At 68.8% G+C, this 15,007-nt stretch carries 11 protein-coding genes; 5 read left to right on the forward strand and 6 right to left on the reverse strand.

What is annotated here, in order from left to right; genetic code table 11:
* Positions 1 to 203 precede the first annotated feature (203 nt).
* Both F0U63_RS04605 and F0U63_RS04610 read right to left on the reverse strand, forming a co-directional pair.
* Positions 204 to 710 (reverse strand): hypothetical protein, encoded by a 507-nt coding sequence (locus F0U63_RS04605; protein ID WP_395844089.1) that lies wholly within the window; start codon positions 708 to 710, stop codon positions 204 to 206.
* Between the two features lie 76 nt (positions 711 to 786).
* On the reverse strand, positions 787 to 2,130 hold the full coding sequence (locus tag F0U63_RS04610) for a short-chain fatty acid transporter (RefSeq protein ID WP_395844091.1): 1,344 nt from the start codon (positions 2,128 to 2,130) through the stop codon (positions 787 to 789).
* Positions 2,131 to 2,370: 240 nt separating this feature from the next.
* Between F0U63_RS04610 and F0U63_RS04615 the strand changes: the two genes are divergently transcribed.
* From F0U63_RS04615 to F0U63_RS04625, 3 genes are all read left to right on the forward strand, one after another.
* A complete protein-coding gene (locus F0U63_RS04615) occupies positions 2,371 to 2,703 on the forward strand; it encodes a type II toxin-antitoxin system RelE/ParE family toxin (protein ID WP_395844093.1) in 333 nt (110 codons plus the stop codon).
* 428 nt (positions 2,704 to 3,131) lie between these two features.
* Complete coding sequence (locus F0U63_RS04620) at positions 3,132 to 4,907, forward strand: protein kinase (protein WP_395844095.1); 1,776 nt, start codon at positions 3,132 to 3,134, stop codon at positions 4,905 to 4,907.
* 15 nt (positions 4,908 to 4,922) lie between these two features.
* On the forward strand, positions 4,923 to 6,230 hold the full coding sequence (locus tag F0U63_RS04625; protein WP_395844097.1) for an ABC1 kinase family protein: 1,308 nt from the start codon (positions 4,923 to 4,925) through the stop codon (positions 6,228 to 6,230).
* 14 nt (positions 6,231 to 6,244) lie between these two features.
* Here F0U63_RS04625 and F0U63_RS04630 read toward each other — a convergent pair whose 3' ends face one another.
* Positions 6,245 to 7,351: an enolase C-terminal domain-like protein gene (locus tag F0U63_RS04630; protein WP_395844099.1), complete on the reverse strand. Its 1,107-nt coding sequence runs from the start codon at positions 7,349 to 7,351 to the stop codon at positions 6,245 to 6,247.
* A gap of 37 nt (positions 7,352 to 7,388) precedes the next feature.
* Positions 7,389 to 9,176: a thiamine pyrophosphate-requiring protein gene (locus tag F0U63_RS04635; RefSeq protein ID WP_395844101.1), complete on the reverse strand. Its 1,788-nt coding sequence runs from the start codon at positions 9,174 to 9,176 to the stop codon at positions 7,389 to 7,391.
* A gap of 333 nt (positions 9,177 to 9,509) precedes the next feature.
* On the opposite strand from F0U63_RS04635, the gene F0U63_RS04640 reads away from it, so the two are divergent.
* Positions 9,510 to 12,584: an FAD-binding and (Fe-S)-binding domain-containing protein gene (locus F0U63_RS04640; protein WP_395844103.1), complete on the forward strand. Its 3,075-nt coding sequence runs from the start codon at positions 9,510 to 9,512 to the stop codon at positions 12,582 to 12,584.
* Here F0U63_RS04640 and F0U63_RS04645 read toward each other — a convergent pair.
* Positions 12,572 to 13,225 carry a glycoside hydrolase family 15 protein gene (locus F0U63_RS04645; RefSeq protein ID WP_395844105.1) on the reverse strand — a complete coding sequence of 218 codons (654 nt, stop codon included), beginning with the start codon at positions 13,223 to 13,225 and terminating at the stop codon, positions 12,572 to 12,574. The genes F0U63_RS04640 and F0U63_RS04645 overlap by 13 nt on opposite strands.
* Positions 13,226 to 13,381: 156 nt before the next feature.
* Positions 13,382 to 13,789 carry a response regulator gene (locus F0U63_RS04650; protein ID WP_002625909.1) on the reverse strand — a complete coding sequence of 136 codons (408 nt, stop codon included), beginning with the start codon at positions 13,787 to 13,789 and terminating at the stop codon, positions 13,382 to 13,384.
* Positions 13,790 to 14,319: 530 nt separating this feature from the next.
* On the opposite strand from F0U63_RS04650, the gene F0U63_RS04655 reads away from it, so the two are divergent.
* Complete coding sequence (locus tag F0U63_RS04655) at positions 14,320 to 15,003, forward strand: response regulator transcription factor (RefSeq protein ID WP_395844107.1); 684 nt, start codon at positions 14,320 to 14,322, stop codon at positions 15,001 to 15,003.
* The last annotated feature ends 4 nt before the right edge of the window (positions 15,004 to 15,007 follow it).

Below are 15,007 nucleotides of genomic sequence, written 5' to 3' on the forward strand. Positions count from 1 at the left end.
GTGGCGCTCCCCGCCGGCGCGCGCTGATGAAGAAAACGTGAGTATCGAGGGGTTGGCCGCTCGCGGTGGGTCACCTGAAGTCCCCCCCCCCGCGAACGCTTCAGCTCAGCCTCGCCCTTCAAGGACGGAGAGCACGCCTTGAAGGCGGCCCGCGTGTACCACGTCCCCGGGAGGAAAGTCGAATTCCCGGAGAGGAGTGATGATTACAGTACCTTCACATTGAAGGTCTTGAGCACCTGATCGCCACGCAGGATGGAGACGCTCCAGTCACCCGGCTTGCTCAGGCGCACCCCCGTCCACTGCCGGGCCCGCCAGCCCTCGCCCTTGACCTTCACGTCCTTGGTCTCGCGCACCACGTTGCCCTGCTTGGTCTGCACCATCAGGTCCTCGATGGAGTCGCCCTGCGGCACCAGATAGGACTGCCACACCATCACCGACGTGTTGGCCTTGACGCCCTCGGCGGGCACCTCCACGGTGCACTCGAACTTGTTGGGCCCTTCCTTGCCCACCTCGGTGCACAGCTTGGCCTCCACCAGCACCGGGCCCTGTCCCTGCGCCTTGTAGAAGTAGTTCCAGGTGTCGCGCACCGCGTCGGCCGACGGCGCCTTCACCGGTTCGGCGGCGGGAGCCGGAGCCGCGTCCTGCGCCATCGCCCCACCGCCCCACGCCATCAGCGCGCACATCGCCAGCTTCTTCAGGGTGCCTGTCATGTTGTCCTCCCCCATGTTCGGGTGTTCCGGCGGTGTCTAGCACAAGACAGACCCGCGCTGGACAACCCCTCTTCCCTCAACCCCAGACGAAAAAGGCCAGGGTGACGAGTGGCAGGTAGAAGACAAAAGCCACCAGGAGAAATCCGAGGATGTCCTTGAAGTCGAGCCGGGCCACCGCGAGCAGCGGCAGCGCCCAGAAGGGTTGGATGAGGTCGGTGGCCATGTCGCCCCAGGCGTAGGCGAGCACCACCTTCTCCGGCGCCACGCCGAGCGTGCGCGCGGCCTCCAGGAGGTAGGGCGCCTCGATGGCCCACTTGGAGCCGCCCGAGGGCACGAAGTAGTTCACCACGCCGCTGTAGAGATACACGATGGCGGGGAAGGTGGCCGTGGTGGACAGCGACACGAAGAGCTGGCCGATGCGCTCGGTGAGGCCGGTGGCCTTGAAGATGCCGTAGATGCCCGCGTAGAGCGGGAACTGCAACACGATGCCGTGCAGCACGCTCGCGGCCTCCTCGCTCGCCTTGAGCAGCCGCGCGGGCGTGCCATGCAGCAGCACCGCCAGGGTGAGGAAGAGGAAGTTCACCGCGTTGAGGTTGAGGGCCTTCCAGCCCCCGCCGAACCACAGCGCGCGCGCGAACCACACCAACCCCAGCACGCCGAACACCGTGGTGAGCACCGGCGCGTAGTCCAGCCAGAGCGCGGGGCTGTTGCCCACGGGCCGCTCGGGCGGCTCGAAGTCCTGGAAGCGCTCGAGCACCTTGGGGTCCACCCGCACCGCGCGCTCGGGGCTGGGGTGCAGCGCCCAGGCCAGCAGGGCGAGCCCCGTCACCACCACCGCGGTGAGCCCGAGGTTGAAGGGCGACAGGAGCGTGCGCTCGATGGGGATGAGGCCCAGCTGCTTCTCCAGGAAGTGCCCCGGCGTGGCCACCAGCAGCGGGGCCGAGGCGGACAGGCCCGCGTGCCACGTGGCCCCGAGGCCGAAGTACGCGCACGCCACGAGCAGCCGGTAGTCCACCTCGGGCCGGCGCCGCGCCACGAAGCGCACCAGCATGGCGCTCGCCACGAGCGACAGGCCCCAGTTGAGGTAGGCCAGCCCCATGGACACCGTGGCCATGAGCACCACCGCGCCCCGGGGCCCCCGCGCCAGCCCCGCCAGCCACTCGAGCAGCGCGCGCACCGGCCGGGTGAGCGCCAGCAGGTAGCCGGTGAACATCACCAGCGCCATCTGCATGGAGAAGCTCAAGAGCTCCCAGAAGCCCGCCCCCCACGCGTCCAGCACACGCGGCGCGGGCGTGTCCGTCCACCCCACCGCCAGTCCCATCGTGAAGAGCGACAACAGCACCGCGATGGCGAACGAGCCGGGCACGTAGCGCGCGGAGAACCGGCCGAGCGCCTCGGCGATGCGAACGAGGGTTTCCACGCGACGTCGAGCTCCCTGGGAAGATCGGCGGGTGTTTCCACCCCCCGTCGCCATCTGAGCATGGTTCAGTGGGTCTTCCGAGAAATCCCCTCCGCGGCGCGTCTCCCACCGCCGCGCCGCGTCTGGCGTCCCGTGGACACTTCCGGCAGCGGGGATGTCCTCCGGTCATCCAAACAGGGGTCCCACAAAGTTGCAGGTGTCCGGCAATGCGCAACCCCCCCCTTGTCGCGCCTGGGGACAATGGCCACTTGGTTGGCAATGGCCTACCGCGTCCATATCCCCGTGGAGTTGTGGAGCACCCTCAAATCGCTCCCGCCCGCGCTCGTCGAGCAGGTTCATCGGCGCCTGGATGGCATCGCCCAGTTGGCCGAGGTGGCTCCTCCGCTCAACCCGCTCTGGCTGAAGCTCGGCGCCACCGACCGGCCCCTGTTGCGCTGCATCGTGGATGGCCACGCGCTCCTCTACGAGGTCGACGAGTCCTGCCGCACCGTCTCCGTGCTCGATGTGGAGCTGGAAGAGACCGAATCGCTCTTCCCGGGCGCGGACTCGTTCTCCGCGCGCGAACACCACTGATGCGCCCACGGCGCCCCGCCTCGGCTCCGCTCGTGCGCTCCGCACCGCTCCTCGTGTGAGGGGTGGTGCGTTTCGCGTTCCTCCCGTCCCAGGTTTCCTCCCCTGATCGTCAGGTGCGAGGTGCTGACGGTTGAAACGTGTCATCCACCGGACGGGTGATCGGAAAGACGGAAGGAATTACCGGCCCACTTTGGCTTTATTTACATCCTTGTCCGCCTGCTGTCGGAGCAGGGCTCCGTCAGGGGGGAAGAAGCCGCCGACGTCCTGTCGAGGGGAAGCACGCTTGATCCCAGGTGGGAGCCTGGCCGCCGAGACTCCCTCCAGCCCTCGGCATGAACATCGCAAGGATGGATGTTCGCGTGGAACTCAATTCCCAGTCATCCTGCTGCTGTCCGGCGCCTCATGAGGGCGCGGAATGCCCCACGTTCGTGCCCGCGTCCATGCCCACGCTGCCGCCCAAGGCCGAGCGCGGCGGGGAACTCGTGGGTCAACGCTTCGGCAGCTTCCGGGCGATCCGTGAGCTGGGCCGCGGCGGCATGGGCACGGTGCTGCTCGCCGAGCACGTCCTCATGCCCAAGCGCGTGGCGGTGAAGGTCCTCCACAGTCACCTCGCCGAGGAGCCGGAGCTCGTCTCTCGTCTGCTGGCCGAGGCGCGGGCGATGAGCCTCGTGCAGCACGAGAACGTCGTCACCATCTACGATCTCGACACGCGCGACGGCCGTCCGTACGTCGTCATGGAGTACCTCGAGGGGCAGAGCCTCGCCGCCTTCGCGCGCGGTCCCATCGAGCCGGCGCTCGCCGTGGAGCTGCTCACCCAGGTGTGTGACGCGCTCGGGGCGGCGCACGCGCGCGGCATCGTCCACCGGGATCTCAAGCCGGCCAACATCTTCCTCGTGCCGGGCCCCCAGGGCCGCCAGCGGGTGAAGCTGCTCGACTTCGGCATCGCCAAGCGGCTGGCGCGCATGGAGGGCGAGACGCCCACGCGCACGGGCGTGCTGCTGGGCACGCCCGAGTTCATGGCGCCCGAGCAGTGCAGCGGAGAGGCCGTGGATGCGCGCACGGACCTGTACGCCGTGGGCGTCCTCGGCTACCTGCTGCTCACCGGCCGCGTTCCCTTCTCCAACGAGAGCACCGCGGCGGTGCTCGTGGCGCACCTGACGCAGAAGCCGGTGCCTCCGCACGAGGTGCGCCCGGGTGTGCCTCCGGCGCTCTCCGCCGTGCTGATGCGCGCGCTGGCCAAGCGCCCCGAGGAGCGCTTCGCCACCGCCGCCGAACTGCGCGCCGCCCTGGAGTCCGCCCTCAAGGCGGCTCCGGCGCCCGCGGCGCCCGCCCCCACCGCCTTCACCGCGCGGGTGCCGGGAGCGAGCGCGCGGGACTATCCGGCGGAGCGGGTGGGCCGCGCTGGCCTCTTCCTTCGCTGCACCGGGACGCCGCCCCCGCTGCGCTCCGACGTGTCGCTCGTGCTCCAGTTACCGGGCGGGGAGCTGCCCTGTGTCGGCCAGGTGGTGCGCCACGTGTCGGCCGAGCAGGCCCGGGCGTGGAACATGGCGCCGGGCTTCGGCGTGGAGCTGCGCGACGCCACCCCGGCCTTCCAGCAGCGCTTCTCGCGCCTGCTCACGGGGACGCCTCCCGCGCCCGCGGCGCCGACGCCGGATGAGCCGCGCGCCGAGGCCGTGCTGCGCGACTTCCGCCAGCGGCTCCAGGGAGACCGGTACGCGGTGCTGGGCGTGCCGCGCGACGCGGACGCCGACAGCGTGCGGGCCCACGCCCGCGAGGCGCGCGCCCGGCTCGAGTCCCTGCTCTCCCTGCCGTTGTCCGACGCCCAGCGGACCTTCGTTCAGCGCGCGCTCGCCCGGGTGACCGAGTGCCTCCAGGTGTTGGGCCACCCCGAGCGGCGCGTGGAGTACGACGCGGAGCTGCGCAACGTGAAGGGGGTGATGCGCTGCCTGTCCGCGGGGCTCACCGTCACCGTCCTGGAGGCGTGCCGCCGCCGCTACTTCGAGCGCCACCCCGAGACGGAGGGCCACTCGCTCCTGCACATCGCCTCCGGCGAGGCCTACCTGTCGGCCGGCCGCATGTCCGAGGCGCTCGCCTGCTACGAGGCCGCCCTGCGCGTGGACCCCCTCCACCTCGAGGCCCTCAAGCGCTGGTATGCCCTCCAAGCAAGGATGCGCCACTCGGCGGAAGCCACCGCATCCCGTTAGGATGCGGGTCCTGACATGGCTTCCAATCCCCCCGACGACGACAAGCTCCCCACCCAGGGCCGGTTCACCCGCTTCCGCAAGCTCGCGGGCCTCTCCGCGCAGCTCAGCGCGGATGTGCTCAAGAGCGGCGCCAAACGGCTCGTGGGGCAGGATCCGGAGCTGCTCAGCATGTCCGCCGCGGAGAAGCTCGTCACCACGCTCGGAGAGATGAAGGGCGCGGCGATGAAGATCGGCCAGGCGGTGGCCATGGACACGGAGATGCTCTCGCCCGAGGTGCGCCAGGTCATCGCCCGGCTGCAGAACGAGGCGCCTCCCATGCCCTACGCCCTGGTGGAGCGCGTCATCCGCGAGGAGCTCGGCGACGCGCCGGAGAAGCTCTTCCGCGAGTTCTCCCAGACGCCGCTCGCCGCCGCCTCGCTCGGCCAGGTGCACCGCGCCGTGCTGCACGATGGCCGGCCGGTGGCCGTCAAGGTCCAGTACCCGGGCATCGCCGAGACGCTCTCCGGGGACATGGACAATCTGGGCCTCGTGGTGAAGACGGTCTCCAAGGCGTCGAAGCTCACCGACGGCACCGCCTACTTCCGCGAGCTGCGCGACGAGATGCTGCTGGAGACGGACTACCTGCGCGAGGCCGCGCTGTGCGCCTCCTTCGCCCGGAGCGCCGAGCGCCTGCCGGACCTCAAGGTGCCCGAGGTCATCACCGCGCTCACCACCGGGCGCGTGCTCACCCTGGAACTCCTGCGCGGCCGTACCCTCAAGGACTGGGTCGTCACCCAGCCCTCCGCCGAGGAGCGCTACCGCGTGGCGCGCCAGCTCATCCTCGCCATCTACGGGCCCTTCTTCACCGTGGGCGACCTGCACGCCGACCCCCACCCGGGCAACTTCATGGTGCTCGAGGATGGGCGCCTGGGCGTGCTCGACTTCGGCTCCATCAAGCGCTTCAGCGCGCACTTCGTGGACGCCAACCGGCGCATGTTCCTGCACGCCATGCGCAAGGAGCCCATGGACATCCTCGCCCTGAGCCGCGAGGTGGGCTTCACCTGCGAGCTGCCCGACGAGGAGGGGACCGCCCTCATCCAGGAGGTGTTCCAGATCGTCGGCCGGCCCATGCGCCTGGCTCCGTACGACTTCGCCACCTGCTCCATCACCCGGGACCTGCGCTCGCACTTCACGCGCAACGCGCCCCGCTTCCTGAAGATCCGTCCGCCCGCCGAGGCGGTCATGTTCTTCCGCTCCACCGGAGGGCTCGTGCAGAACCTGCGGCTGGTCGGCGCGGAGGGCGACTTCACCCGGGTGTACCAGGAGGTCGCCGCGCTCTTGTGAGCACGCCCGCCGTCTCACAGGGCGTAGCGCTCGGCATCCTGTCGCTTGAACTCCAGTCCCATCCCGGGCCTGGACAGGTCCGGTCGTAGCGCCCCCATCACCGGGCTCCGCGCTCCGTCGAAGAGCATGTGCTCGATTCGCACATGGTCGTGGAAGTACTCCAGGTGCACGAGGTTGCGCGCCGCGCAGGCCACGTGCAGATGGAGGCTCGGCGCGCAGTGCCCCGACAACGGTACCTGGAAGCCCTCGCACAGCGCGTCCACCTGGAGAAAGCCCGTCACGCCCAGGCACCGCGTCGCGTCCGCTTGCAGGACGTCCACCGCCTCGGCGCCCAGCATCCTGCGGAAGTAGATGGCGTCCCAGCCATACTCCCCGGCCGCCACATCCATCCCGCTGGGAATCCGCTGCCGGAGCAGGTGCAAACCCGCCAGATCATCGCTCGACACCGGCTCCTCGAACCAGACGACCCCCGCCTCCGCGAAGCTGTCGGCCAGCTCCAGCGCCTGCTTCGCCGTGTAGGCGCCATTGCCATCCACGAAGAGCTGTATGTCCGGGCCAATGGCCTCCCGCGCCTCCCGCACCCGCCCGCCATCCTCGTCCGGGTGGCTGCCCACCTTCATCTTCACCCGCGCCAGCCCCTGCTCCACCCACCCCGCGAGCTGCTCCTTCAGCTGCGCGATGGAATACGAGGTGAAACCTCCGCTGCCGTAGACGGGCACCGCCGCCCGCACCGCCCCGAGCAGCCTCACCAGCGGCACGTCCAGCAGCCGCGCCTTCGTGTCCCACAGTGCCGCGTCCACCGCGGAGAGCGCCATGGCCACCAGTCCAGGCCGTCCCTTGTTGCGCACCCGCTTCAGCAGCGACACCATCCGCGCCGGCACGTCCATCACGTCGTGCCCCTCGAGTTCCTTGGACAGCGTGCGGTGGATGAGGCTCGCCGCCGTGGCATCCGCGTACGTGTAGCCGAGCCCCCGCCGGCCTCCCGCCGTCACCTCCACCACCACCAGCGTCGTGCTGTTCCACTCGGCGGTGCCATCCGCTTCCGGCGCGTCCGTCGGTATCTCGTAGGCCCGAGCCTCACATCGCTCGATGGGCACCACCTCGCTGCTCTTCTGGCCCATGGCCGCCCCCCTCCCGTCGTTCCTGGAACGCCCAGCGCTAGTTCTTCTTGTGAGGAATGAGCTGTTCCACCACTCCCTTGATGGACTGCCTGATGAGCCCGGCGGACTTCTCGTCTCCCTTGAGGATGGCCTCGGAGAAGTGCCTGGCCTGCTCCAGGGTGATGTGTGGCGGCAGCGGGGGCACGTCCGGATCCACGTAGGCCTCGAGCACCACCGGACGGTCCGCGCTCAGCGCCTGCTCCCACGCGCTGGAGATCTGCTCCGGCTTGTCCACGCGGATGCCCCGGAGGCCAATCGACTCGGCGTAGCGCGCGTAGGGGAAGTCCGGCAGCTCCTGCGACGCCTTGTACCTCGGGTCTCCCGCCAGCACACGCTGCTCCCACGTCACCTGGTTGAGGTCCCGGTTGTTGAGCACCAGGATGACGAGCCGCGGATCCTTCCACTCCTTCCAGTACTTCGCGATGGTGATGAGTTCGCCGTTGCCATTCATCTGCATGGCACCGTCGCCCACCAGGGCGATGACGGGCCGGTCCGGGTAGGCGAACTTGGCGCCAATGGCATACGGCACGCCGCAGCCCATGGTGGCCAGGTTGCCCGACAGGGACGCCATCATTCCCTTGCGAATCTTGAGATCCCGCGCGAACCAGTTGGCCGCCGAGCCCGAGTCCGACGAGAGGATGACCCCATCCGGCAGCTTCGGCGACAGCTCATGGAAGACGCGCTGGGGATTGATGGGATGGGCGCCGTTCATCGCCCGCCCCTCCACCACCTTCCACCACTGGCGGATGCCCTTCTCCAATCCATCGCGCCAGCTCCGATCCTCCTTGCGCTTGAGCAGGGGAACGAGCGCGCGCAGCGTCTCCTGGGAGTCGCCCGTGAGCGGCACCTCCATGGGGTAGCGGATGGCGAGCATGCGCCCATCGATGTCGATCTGCACGCCGCGCGCCTGGCCCTCGGGCGGGAGGAACTCCGAGTAGGGGAAGCTGGTGCCCACCATGAGCAGGGTGTCGCACTCCATCATCATGTCCCAACTCGGTTTGGTGCCCAGCAGGCCGATGGCGCCGGTGACGAAGGGCAGGTCATCGGGTAGCACCGCCTTGCCCAGCAGCGCCTTGGCCACGCCCGCGCCCAGCAGCTCCGCCACCTCGATGATTTCATCCGCCGCGCGCATGGCACCGGCGCCCACCAGCATCGCTACCTTCTTGCCGGCGTTGAGCACCTCGGCGGCGCGCCGCAGATCCCTCTCCTGGGGAATCACGCGCGGCTCGCTGTAGCCCACGCTGGAGTGGATGGAGCCATGCACCTGCGGAGGCCGCTGATAGGGCTCCTCCTGCACGTCGTTGGGGATGATGATGCACGTCACCGTGCGCTGCGACTGGGCGATGCGCACCGCCCGATCCACCGCGTGGCGGATGGCCGAGGGGTTGGAGACCAGGACGGTGTACTCGGACGCCACGTCCTTGAAGAGCACGGGCAGGTCCACTTCCTGCTGATAGTGTCCGCCCAATCCCATGCTCTTCTGCTGGCCCACGATGGCCACCACGGGCTGGTGGTCCAGCTTCGCGTCATAGAGGCCGTTGAGCAGGTGGATGGCACCAGGGCCCGAGGTGGCCACGCACACGCCCACCTCGCCCGTGAACTTCGCATGGGCACACGCCATGAATGCCGCCATCTCCTCGTGGCGTGCCTGGATGAACTGGAACTCGGAGTTGCGTCCGAGCGCGCCGAGGAGGCCGTTGATGCCATCTCCCGGGTAGCCGTAGAGGCGGCGGATGCCCCACTGCGCGAGGCGATAGAGCAGGTAATCGCTGACGGTGGCACTCATCGAGGTTCCATCCTCCATGCGAGGTGCGTTCACCGCTCAAGCTGGGTATCTCCGTGTGGAGAGTGGAACCCAGGTGAGTGGTGAGAACTCGATGAGCCCTCGTCTCATCCGCCCTGGGGTATGCGTGCGAGAGACCCCATCCAGGCGCTCTTGAACACTCTCGCCTGGCGCGGGGTGCCTAGCTTGAAACCCAAGCCCGCACATCGTGAGGCATGAACAAGGGAGGAAGCAGGCATGCGGCCCATGGATGCCATCCAACACGCACTCTCGAGAGTCGCGCGCAAACGGCCGGCACCCCGCGCGCTCCCATGCTCACAAGGAGGCGAGAGCACGGTGGACGTGCGGGGGCTGGAGGAGGACCTGCGCCGCGCCCTGGAGGGCGAGGTCCGCTTCGACGATGGCAGCCGCGCGCTCTACGCCACGGATGGCTCCAACTACCGACAGGTGCCCATCGGTGTCGTCATCCCCCGAAGCCTCGACGACGTCCTCCAGACGGTGCGTGTCTGCCGGGAGTACGGCGCTCCGCTGCTGTCTCGCGGCGGAGGCACCAGCCTCGCGGGCCAGTGCTGCAACGTGGCCGTGGTCATCGACTGGATGAAGTACCTCGGCAAGGTGCTCGAGATAGACGTGGCCACGAAGTCGGCCCGGGTGCTGCCCGGCACCATCCTCGACGTGCTGCGCCACCAGGCCGAGGAGTACCACCTCACCTTCGGCCCGGACCCCTCCACCCACAATCACTGCACCCTGGGCGGCATGCTGGGCAACAACGCGTGCGGCTCGCATGCACAGATGGCCGGACCCGTCTCCCACAACGTGTTGGAGTTGGATGTCCTCACCTACGACGGACTGCGCCTGACGGTGGGCCCCACCAGCGACGAGGAACTCCAGAGCATCATCCGGGCCGGCGGCCGGCGTGGTGACATCTACCGCGAGTTGCGCGACCTGAGAGACCGCTACGCGGACGAGATCCGCCGCCGCTACCCGCGCATTCCCCGGCGTGTCTCCGGCTACAACCTCGACGCGCTGCTCCCCGAACATGGCTTCGACGTGGCGCGCGCCCTGGTGGGCACCGAGGGCACGTGCGTCACCATTCTCTCGGCGAAGCTCAAGCTCGTTCACAGCCCGCCCCATCGGGTGGTGGTGATGCTCGGCTACCCCGACATCTACACCGCGGGAGACCACGCCCATGAACTGGCCGAGCGCTTCCACCCACTCGCGCTGGAGGGGCTGGACTACCGGCTCATCCACAACGTCGTCGTGAAGGGCCATACGAGCGAGCAGGCGACCATTCATCCCCGGAGCTCGCACGTCGAGTTCCTCGAGCTGCTGCCGCGGGGCCATGGCTACCTCATGCTCGAACTCGGAGGGGATACGAGGCAGGAGGCCATCGAGCGGGCGTGCGAGATGATGGACGAGCTGCGCGAGGATCGGCGGCCCCCCGAGGACATGCGGTTGTACTCGGACATGGAGCACATCGAGCACGCGTGGAAGATTCGCGAGTCGGGCCTGGGAGCCACCGCGCGCGTGCCCGGCCAGCCGGATACCCATCCCGGATGGGAGGACTCGGCGGTTCCTCCGGAGAAGCTGGGCGACTACCTCCGGGGCATGCGCGAGCTCTACGACAAGTATGGCTATGACGCCTCGCTCTACGGCCACTTCGGCCAGGCGTGCGTGCACACGCGCATCAACTTCGATCTCAAGTCGTCCCGGGGCATCCAGAAGTACCGCGCCTTCATGAACGAGGCGGTGGACCTGTGCGTGTCCATGGGGGGCTCGCTGTCGGGCGAGCATGGGGATGGGCAGGCACGCGCCGAGTTCCTCCCGCGGATGTTCGGCCCGGAGCTGGTGCTCGCCTTCCGCGAGTTCAAGACCATCTGGGATCCCCTGGGGAAGATGAACCCGGGCAAGGTGGTGGACCCCAACCCCATCGACCAGCAGCTGCGCTTTGGACGGGACTACGAGGCACGAACGTGGAAGCCGCGGACGCACTTCAAGTTCCCGGATGACGACGGCCTGTTGTACCGGGCCACCGAGCGCTGCGTGGGAGTGGGCAAGTGCCGGCGCGACAGCGGCGGCACCATGTGTCCCAGCTACATGGTGACGAAGGAGGAGAAGCACACCACGCGCGGCCGGGCCCACCTGCTCTTCGAGATGTTGCAGGGCCAGGTCATCAAGAAGGGCTGGCGCGACGAGAACGTGAAGGAGTCGCTGGAGTTGTGCCTGGCGTGCAAGGGGTGCAAGGGCGACTGCCCGGTGAACGTGGACCTGGCCACGTACAAGGCGGAGTTCCTCTCGCACTACTACCAGGGACACCTGCGCCCGAGGCCCGCCTACGCCATGGGCCTCATCATGTTCTGGGCGCGGGCGGCCATGCTGGCGCCGGGGCTGGTGAACCTGCTCACGCAGCACTCACCCACCAAGGAGTTGCTCCAGAAGCTGGGCGGCCTCACCACGAAGCGGCCCATGCCCCGCTTCGCACCCGAGTCCTTCCAGCGCTGGGTGGGGCGGCAGCGGCCCGTGCCACGCCACCAGGGCCACCAGCGGGTGCTGCTGTGGCCGGACACCTTCAACAACCACTTCTTCCCGGAGACAGCGGCCTCGGCGCTGGAGGTGCTGGAGGACGCGGGCTTCGAGGTGGTGGTGCCCCAGGGCTTCCTGTGCTGTGGCCGTCCGCTCTACGACTTCGGCATGCTGCCCACGGCGAAGTGGATGCTGCGGCGCACGGTCGAGCGGCTCCGGCCGTACATCGAGGAGGGCGTGCCGCTGGTGGGCCTGGAGCCGAGCTGCGTGTCCGTGTTCCGCGACGAGCTGCGCAACCTCTTCCCGGACTGGGGGCTCGCCACGCAGCTCAGGCGCCAGACGTTCCTCTTCAGTGACTTCCTCGGCAAGTACGCCAAGGACTGGCAGCCACCACACATGGAGAAGAAGGCGGTGGTGCACGGGCACTGCCACCACAAGTCACTCTTCAAGCTGAACGACGAGAAGGGCCTGCTCGACAAGCTGGGGCTGGACTACCAGGTACCGGAGACGGGCTGCTGTGGCATGGCGGGCTCGTTCGGTTTCGAGGAGGGAGAGAAGTACGAGGTGTCCCAGAAGGTGGGCGAGCGCGTGCTGCTGCCCAAGGTCCGTGAGACGCCCAAGGACACACTCCTCATCGCGGATGGCTTCAGCTGCCGGGAGCAGATCGCCCAGAACACCGACCGCAAGGCCCTGCACATGGCGCAGGTCGTGCGGATGGCGAAGGTGTACGGGGCCTCGGGCCCCGCGGGCGGGTACCCCGAGCGCGGCTGGGTGACGAATGGCCTGGGCAGGCCCCCGGCACGCTGGGGTCTGCGCGCGGCGGTGGTGGTGGGCATGAGCCTGCTGCTCGGCGGCCCGCGGCTGCTCAAGCCCCCTCACGGTGGGTAGAGGCCGCCGAGCAGCATGCCGAACGCCACGTGTGACACCAACACCGTCAGCGGCGTCCACGTCCCGTAGTGCAGTCCGAGGAAGCCCGGGGGCTCCAATGGCTTCACCTCCGTTGGTCCCTGGGACTCGGCCGCCATCCTCGGGTGCAGCGTCGGCATCGCGGGCAGCACCACCAGCAGCACGAGGCCCGCGTGCAGCACGCCCAGCAGTCCTCCCAGCCACCAGCCCGCTCTTCCCCACGCGGCGAATGCCGCCAGGTACACCCCGGAGACCACCAGTCCGTTGAGCAGGTGCAGGCCCAGCCCGTACAGCTTCGCCCTGTCCCGGTCCGCCGTCACCATCGTCCCCAGCAGGAAGGGCAGGTTCATTCGCGTCAGCCTCAGCCGCTGGCTCCCCGCCAGCAGCCCCGTCAGCACCAGGGTGCCCGCGCTCCCTCCCACCACCCAGCGCAGCAGCCAGGACACGAAGGACTCCGCCTCCTGCTCATAGCCCAGCCCGTAGAAGGCCCGGGCCGTGAAGGCCGAGTCCCTCACCCAGCAGAAGCGGTAGTCCCAGTTGTCCTCGCCGCCCGGCACCTCCGGCAGTGACGTGGTGGGCGCCGCCACCACTCCTCCCGAGGGGCCGAACGTCAGCAGCTTCATAGTCGTGAATGCGCGCGGGCCGCATGCGGGTCTCCCTCCCAGGATGTTTGTCATCTCCGGAGGGAGCATCAGCCATGGGCGAGGGCCCGGCGCCTGCTCAGTGGGTGCCTGGCGAAGAGGGGCTGCTCATGCTCGAGCCGCCGGCCGCCCAGGCTCCTAGCGTGCGCTCGCGGCGGGCAGCCGGCTCTTCTTGTAGATGCTGATGAGCTTGCGGGCGAGCGACTCGCCCTGGACGCTCTTGGAGATGTAGCCATCCGCGCCCGACGCCAGGGAGAGCGAGCGCAGCCGAGCCTCGTCCGAGGCCGAGTAGAGGATGAAGCGCGTGGTGGAGGGCGCCTGGTTGCGCGCGAGCGCCAGCACCTTGTCCCCGCTGAGCGCCGGGATGTTCACGTCCAGCAGCACCAGGTCCGGCATCACCGTACGCACCAGGTTGGACACGCCCAGCGAGGAGCGGTGGGTGCGGATCTCGAAGCCGTAGGCGTGGAGGGTGCGTTCGACCAGCATCAGCTGGTCGACGTCGTCGTCCACCACCAGCACGCGGATCTTGTTCTCGATCTCGGACATGGGCTCCCTTTCGGAGGCTGTTCGGAGATGGGACTCTTCCCCAAGAGGCAGCGGGGGCTGCGCACCCGAACAATACTGCTCCGGCCGCTATCAGGGAGGCTCAACCCTCCCGGAACTCGCGCCGGAGGCCAGAAATCGGACGCCTGTAACCCCGTCAAGCGAGTAAATCAAGCAAGAGCTTCCAGGAATGAACCCGGCCAGGGACGAAAAGTCAGGAGGCGGCAGGCGGGCGGTGGGCCGCACGGCGCCCAATGACAATCATCCCGGGAGGTCCGTCGTCGGCCCTTCAGCAGGGCGGGGCGACGGCGCAACTGGACTCGAGGACAAGCTCCCGCGCCGGTCGCCGCGCCGCCCCTCGGCGAGGCGTTCACCCCTGGGTGTGTGAGATGCGCGCCGCACGAGACTTTGGGCGCTACACAACAGGTCCATCATGCCGCAGGGGGGGCCGGTTGTATCCCGGGTAGTAGAGTTCAAGTTGATCGTAGGTGTTGCCGAGCGGGCGGGGACCACTCTCAGCGGGGAGTCACATCATGCAAGGACGTATTCGGGTCGGCATCCTGGAGGATCAGACGGTTCTGCGCGAGAGCCTGGTCGCCCTCTTCGAGGGAGCGGGGATGGAGGTGTGTGCCTCGGGTGGGGACGTGGAGAGCCTGCTGGCGCAGATGAACGACAAGCCGCTGGATGTGGCCATCGTGGATCTGCGCCTGGAGAACCCGGGCAACTGGGCGGTGGACAATGGCCTGCGCCTGGTGGAAGTGCTGCGCGAGCGCTACCCCAACACCCGTTCGATCGTGTTCTCCGCCCACCGCGAGGCCTCCCTGCTGGAGCGCTGCTTCCAGGCGGGAGCGGCCGGCTACCTGTGCAAGCTCAACGCGAGCGGCGCGGCGCTGCTGTCCGCCGTCGAGCAGGTGGCGCGCGGGGAGAGCCTCGTTCCCCCGGAGCTGGTGAGCCTGAACCCTGCCGCTCCAGCCTCCCCGCTGGAGCGGCTCACCCAGCGCGAGCGCGAGGTGCTGGAGCTCGTGGCGGCCGGCACGGACAACCTCCAGATTTCCGCGCGCCTGGGCATCACCGAGCGCACCGTGAAGGCCCACGTCTCCAACCTCTACCGGAAGATGGGCGTGCAGAACCGCGTGGAGATGGCGATGATCGCCTACCAGAGCGGCTTCGCCCGCCCGCCGCCGCCGTCGCCGCAGCAGGCCGAGTTTCCCAAGTAGCGCC

The organism is Cystobacter fuscus, assembly GCF_044360685.1.
In the GTDB taxonomy this organism is placed as follows: Bacteria; Myxococcota; Myxococcia; order Myxococcales; family Myxococcaceae; genus Cystobacter; species Cystobacter fuscus_C.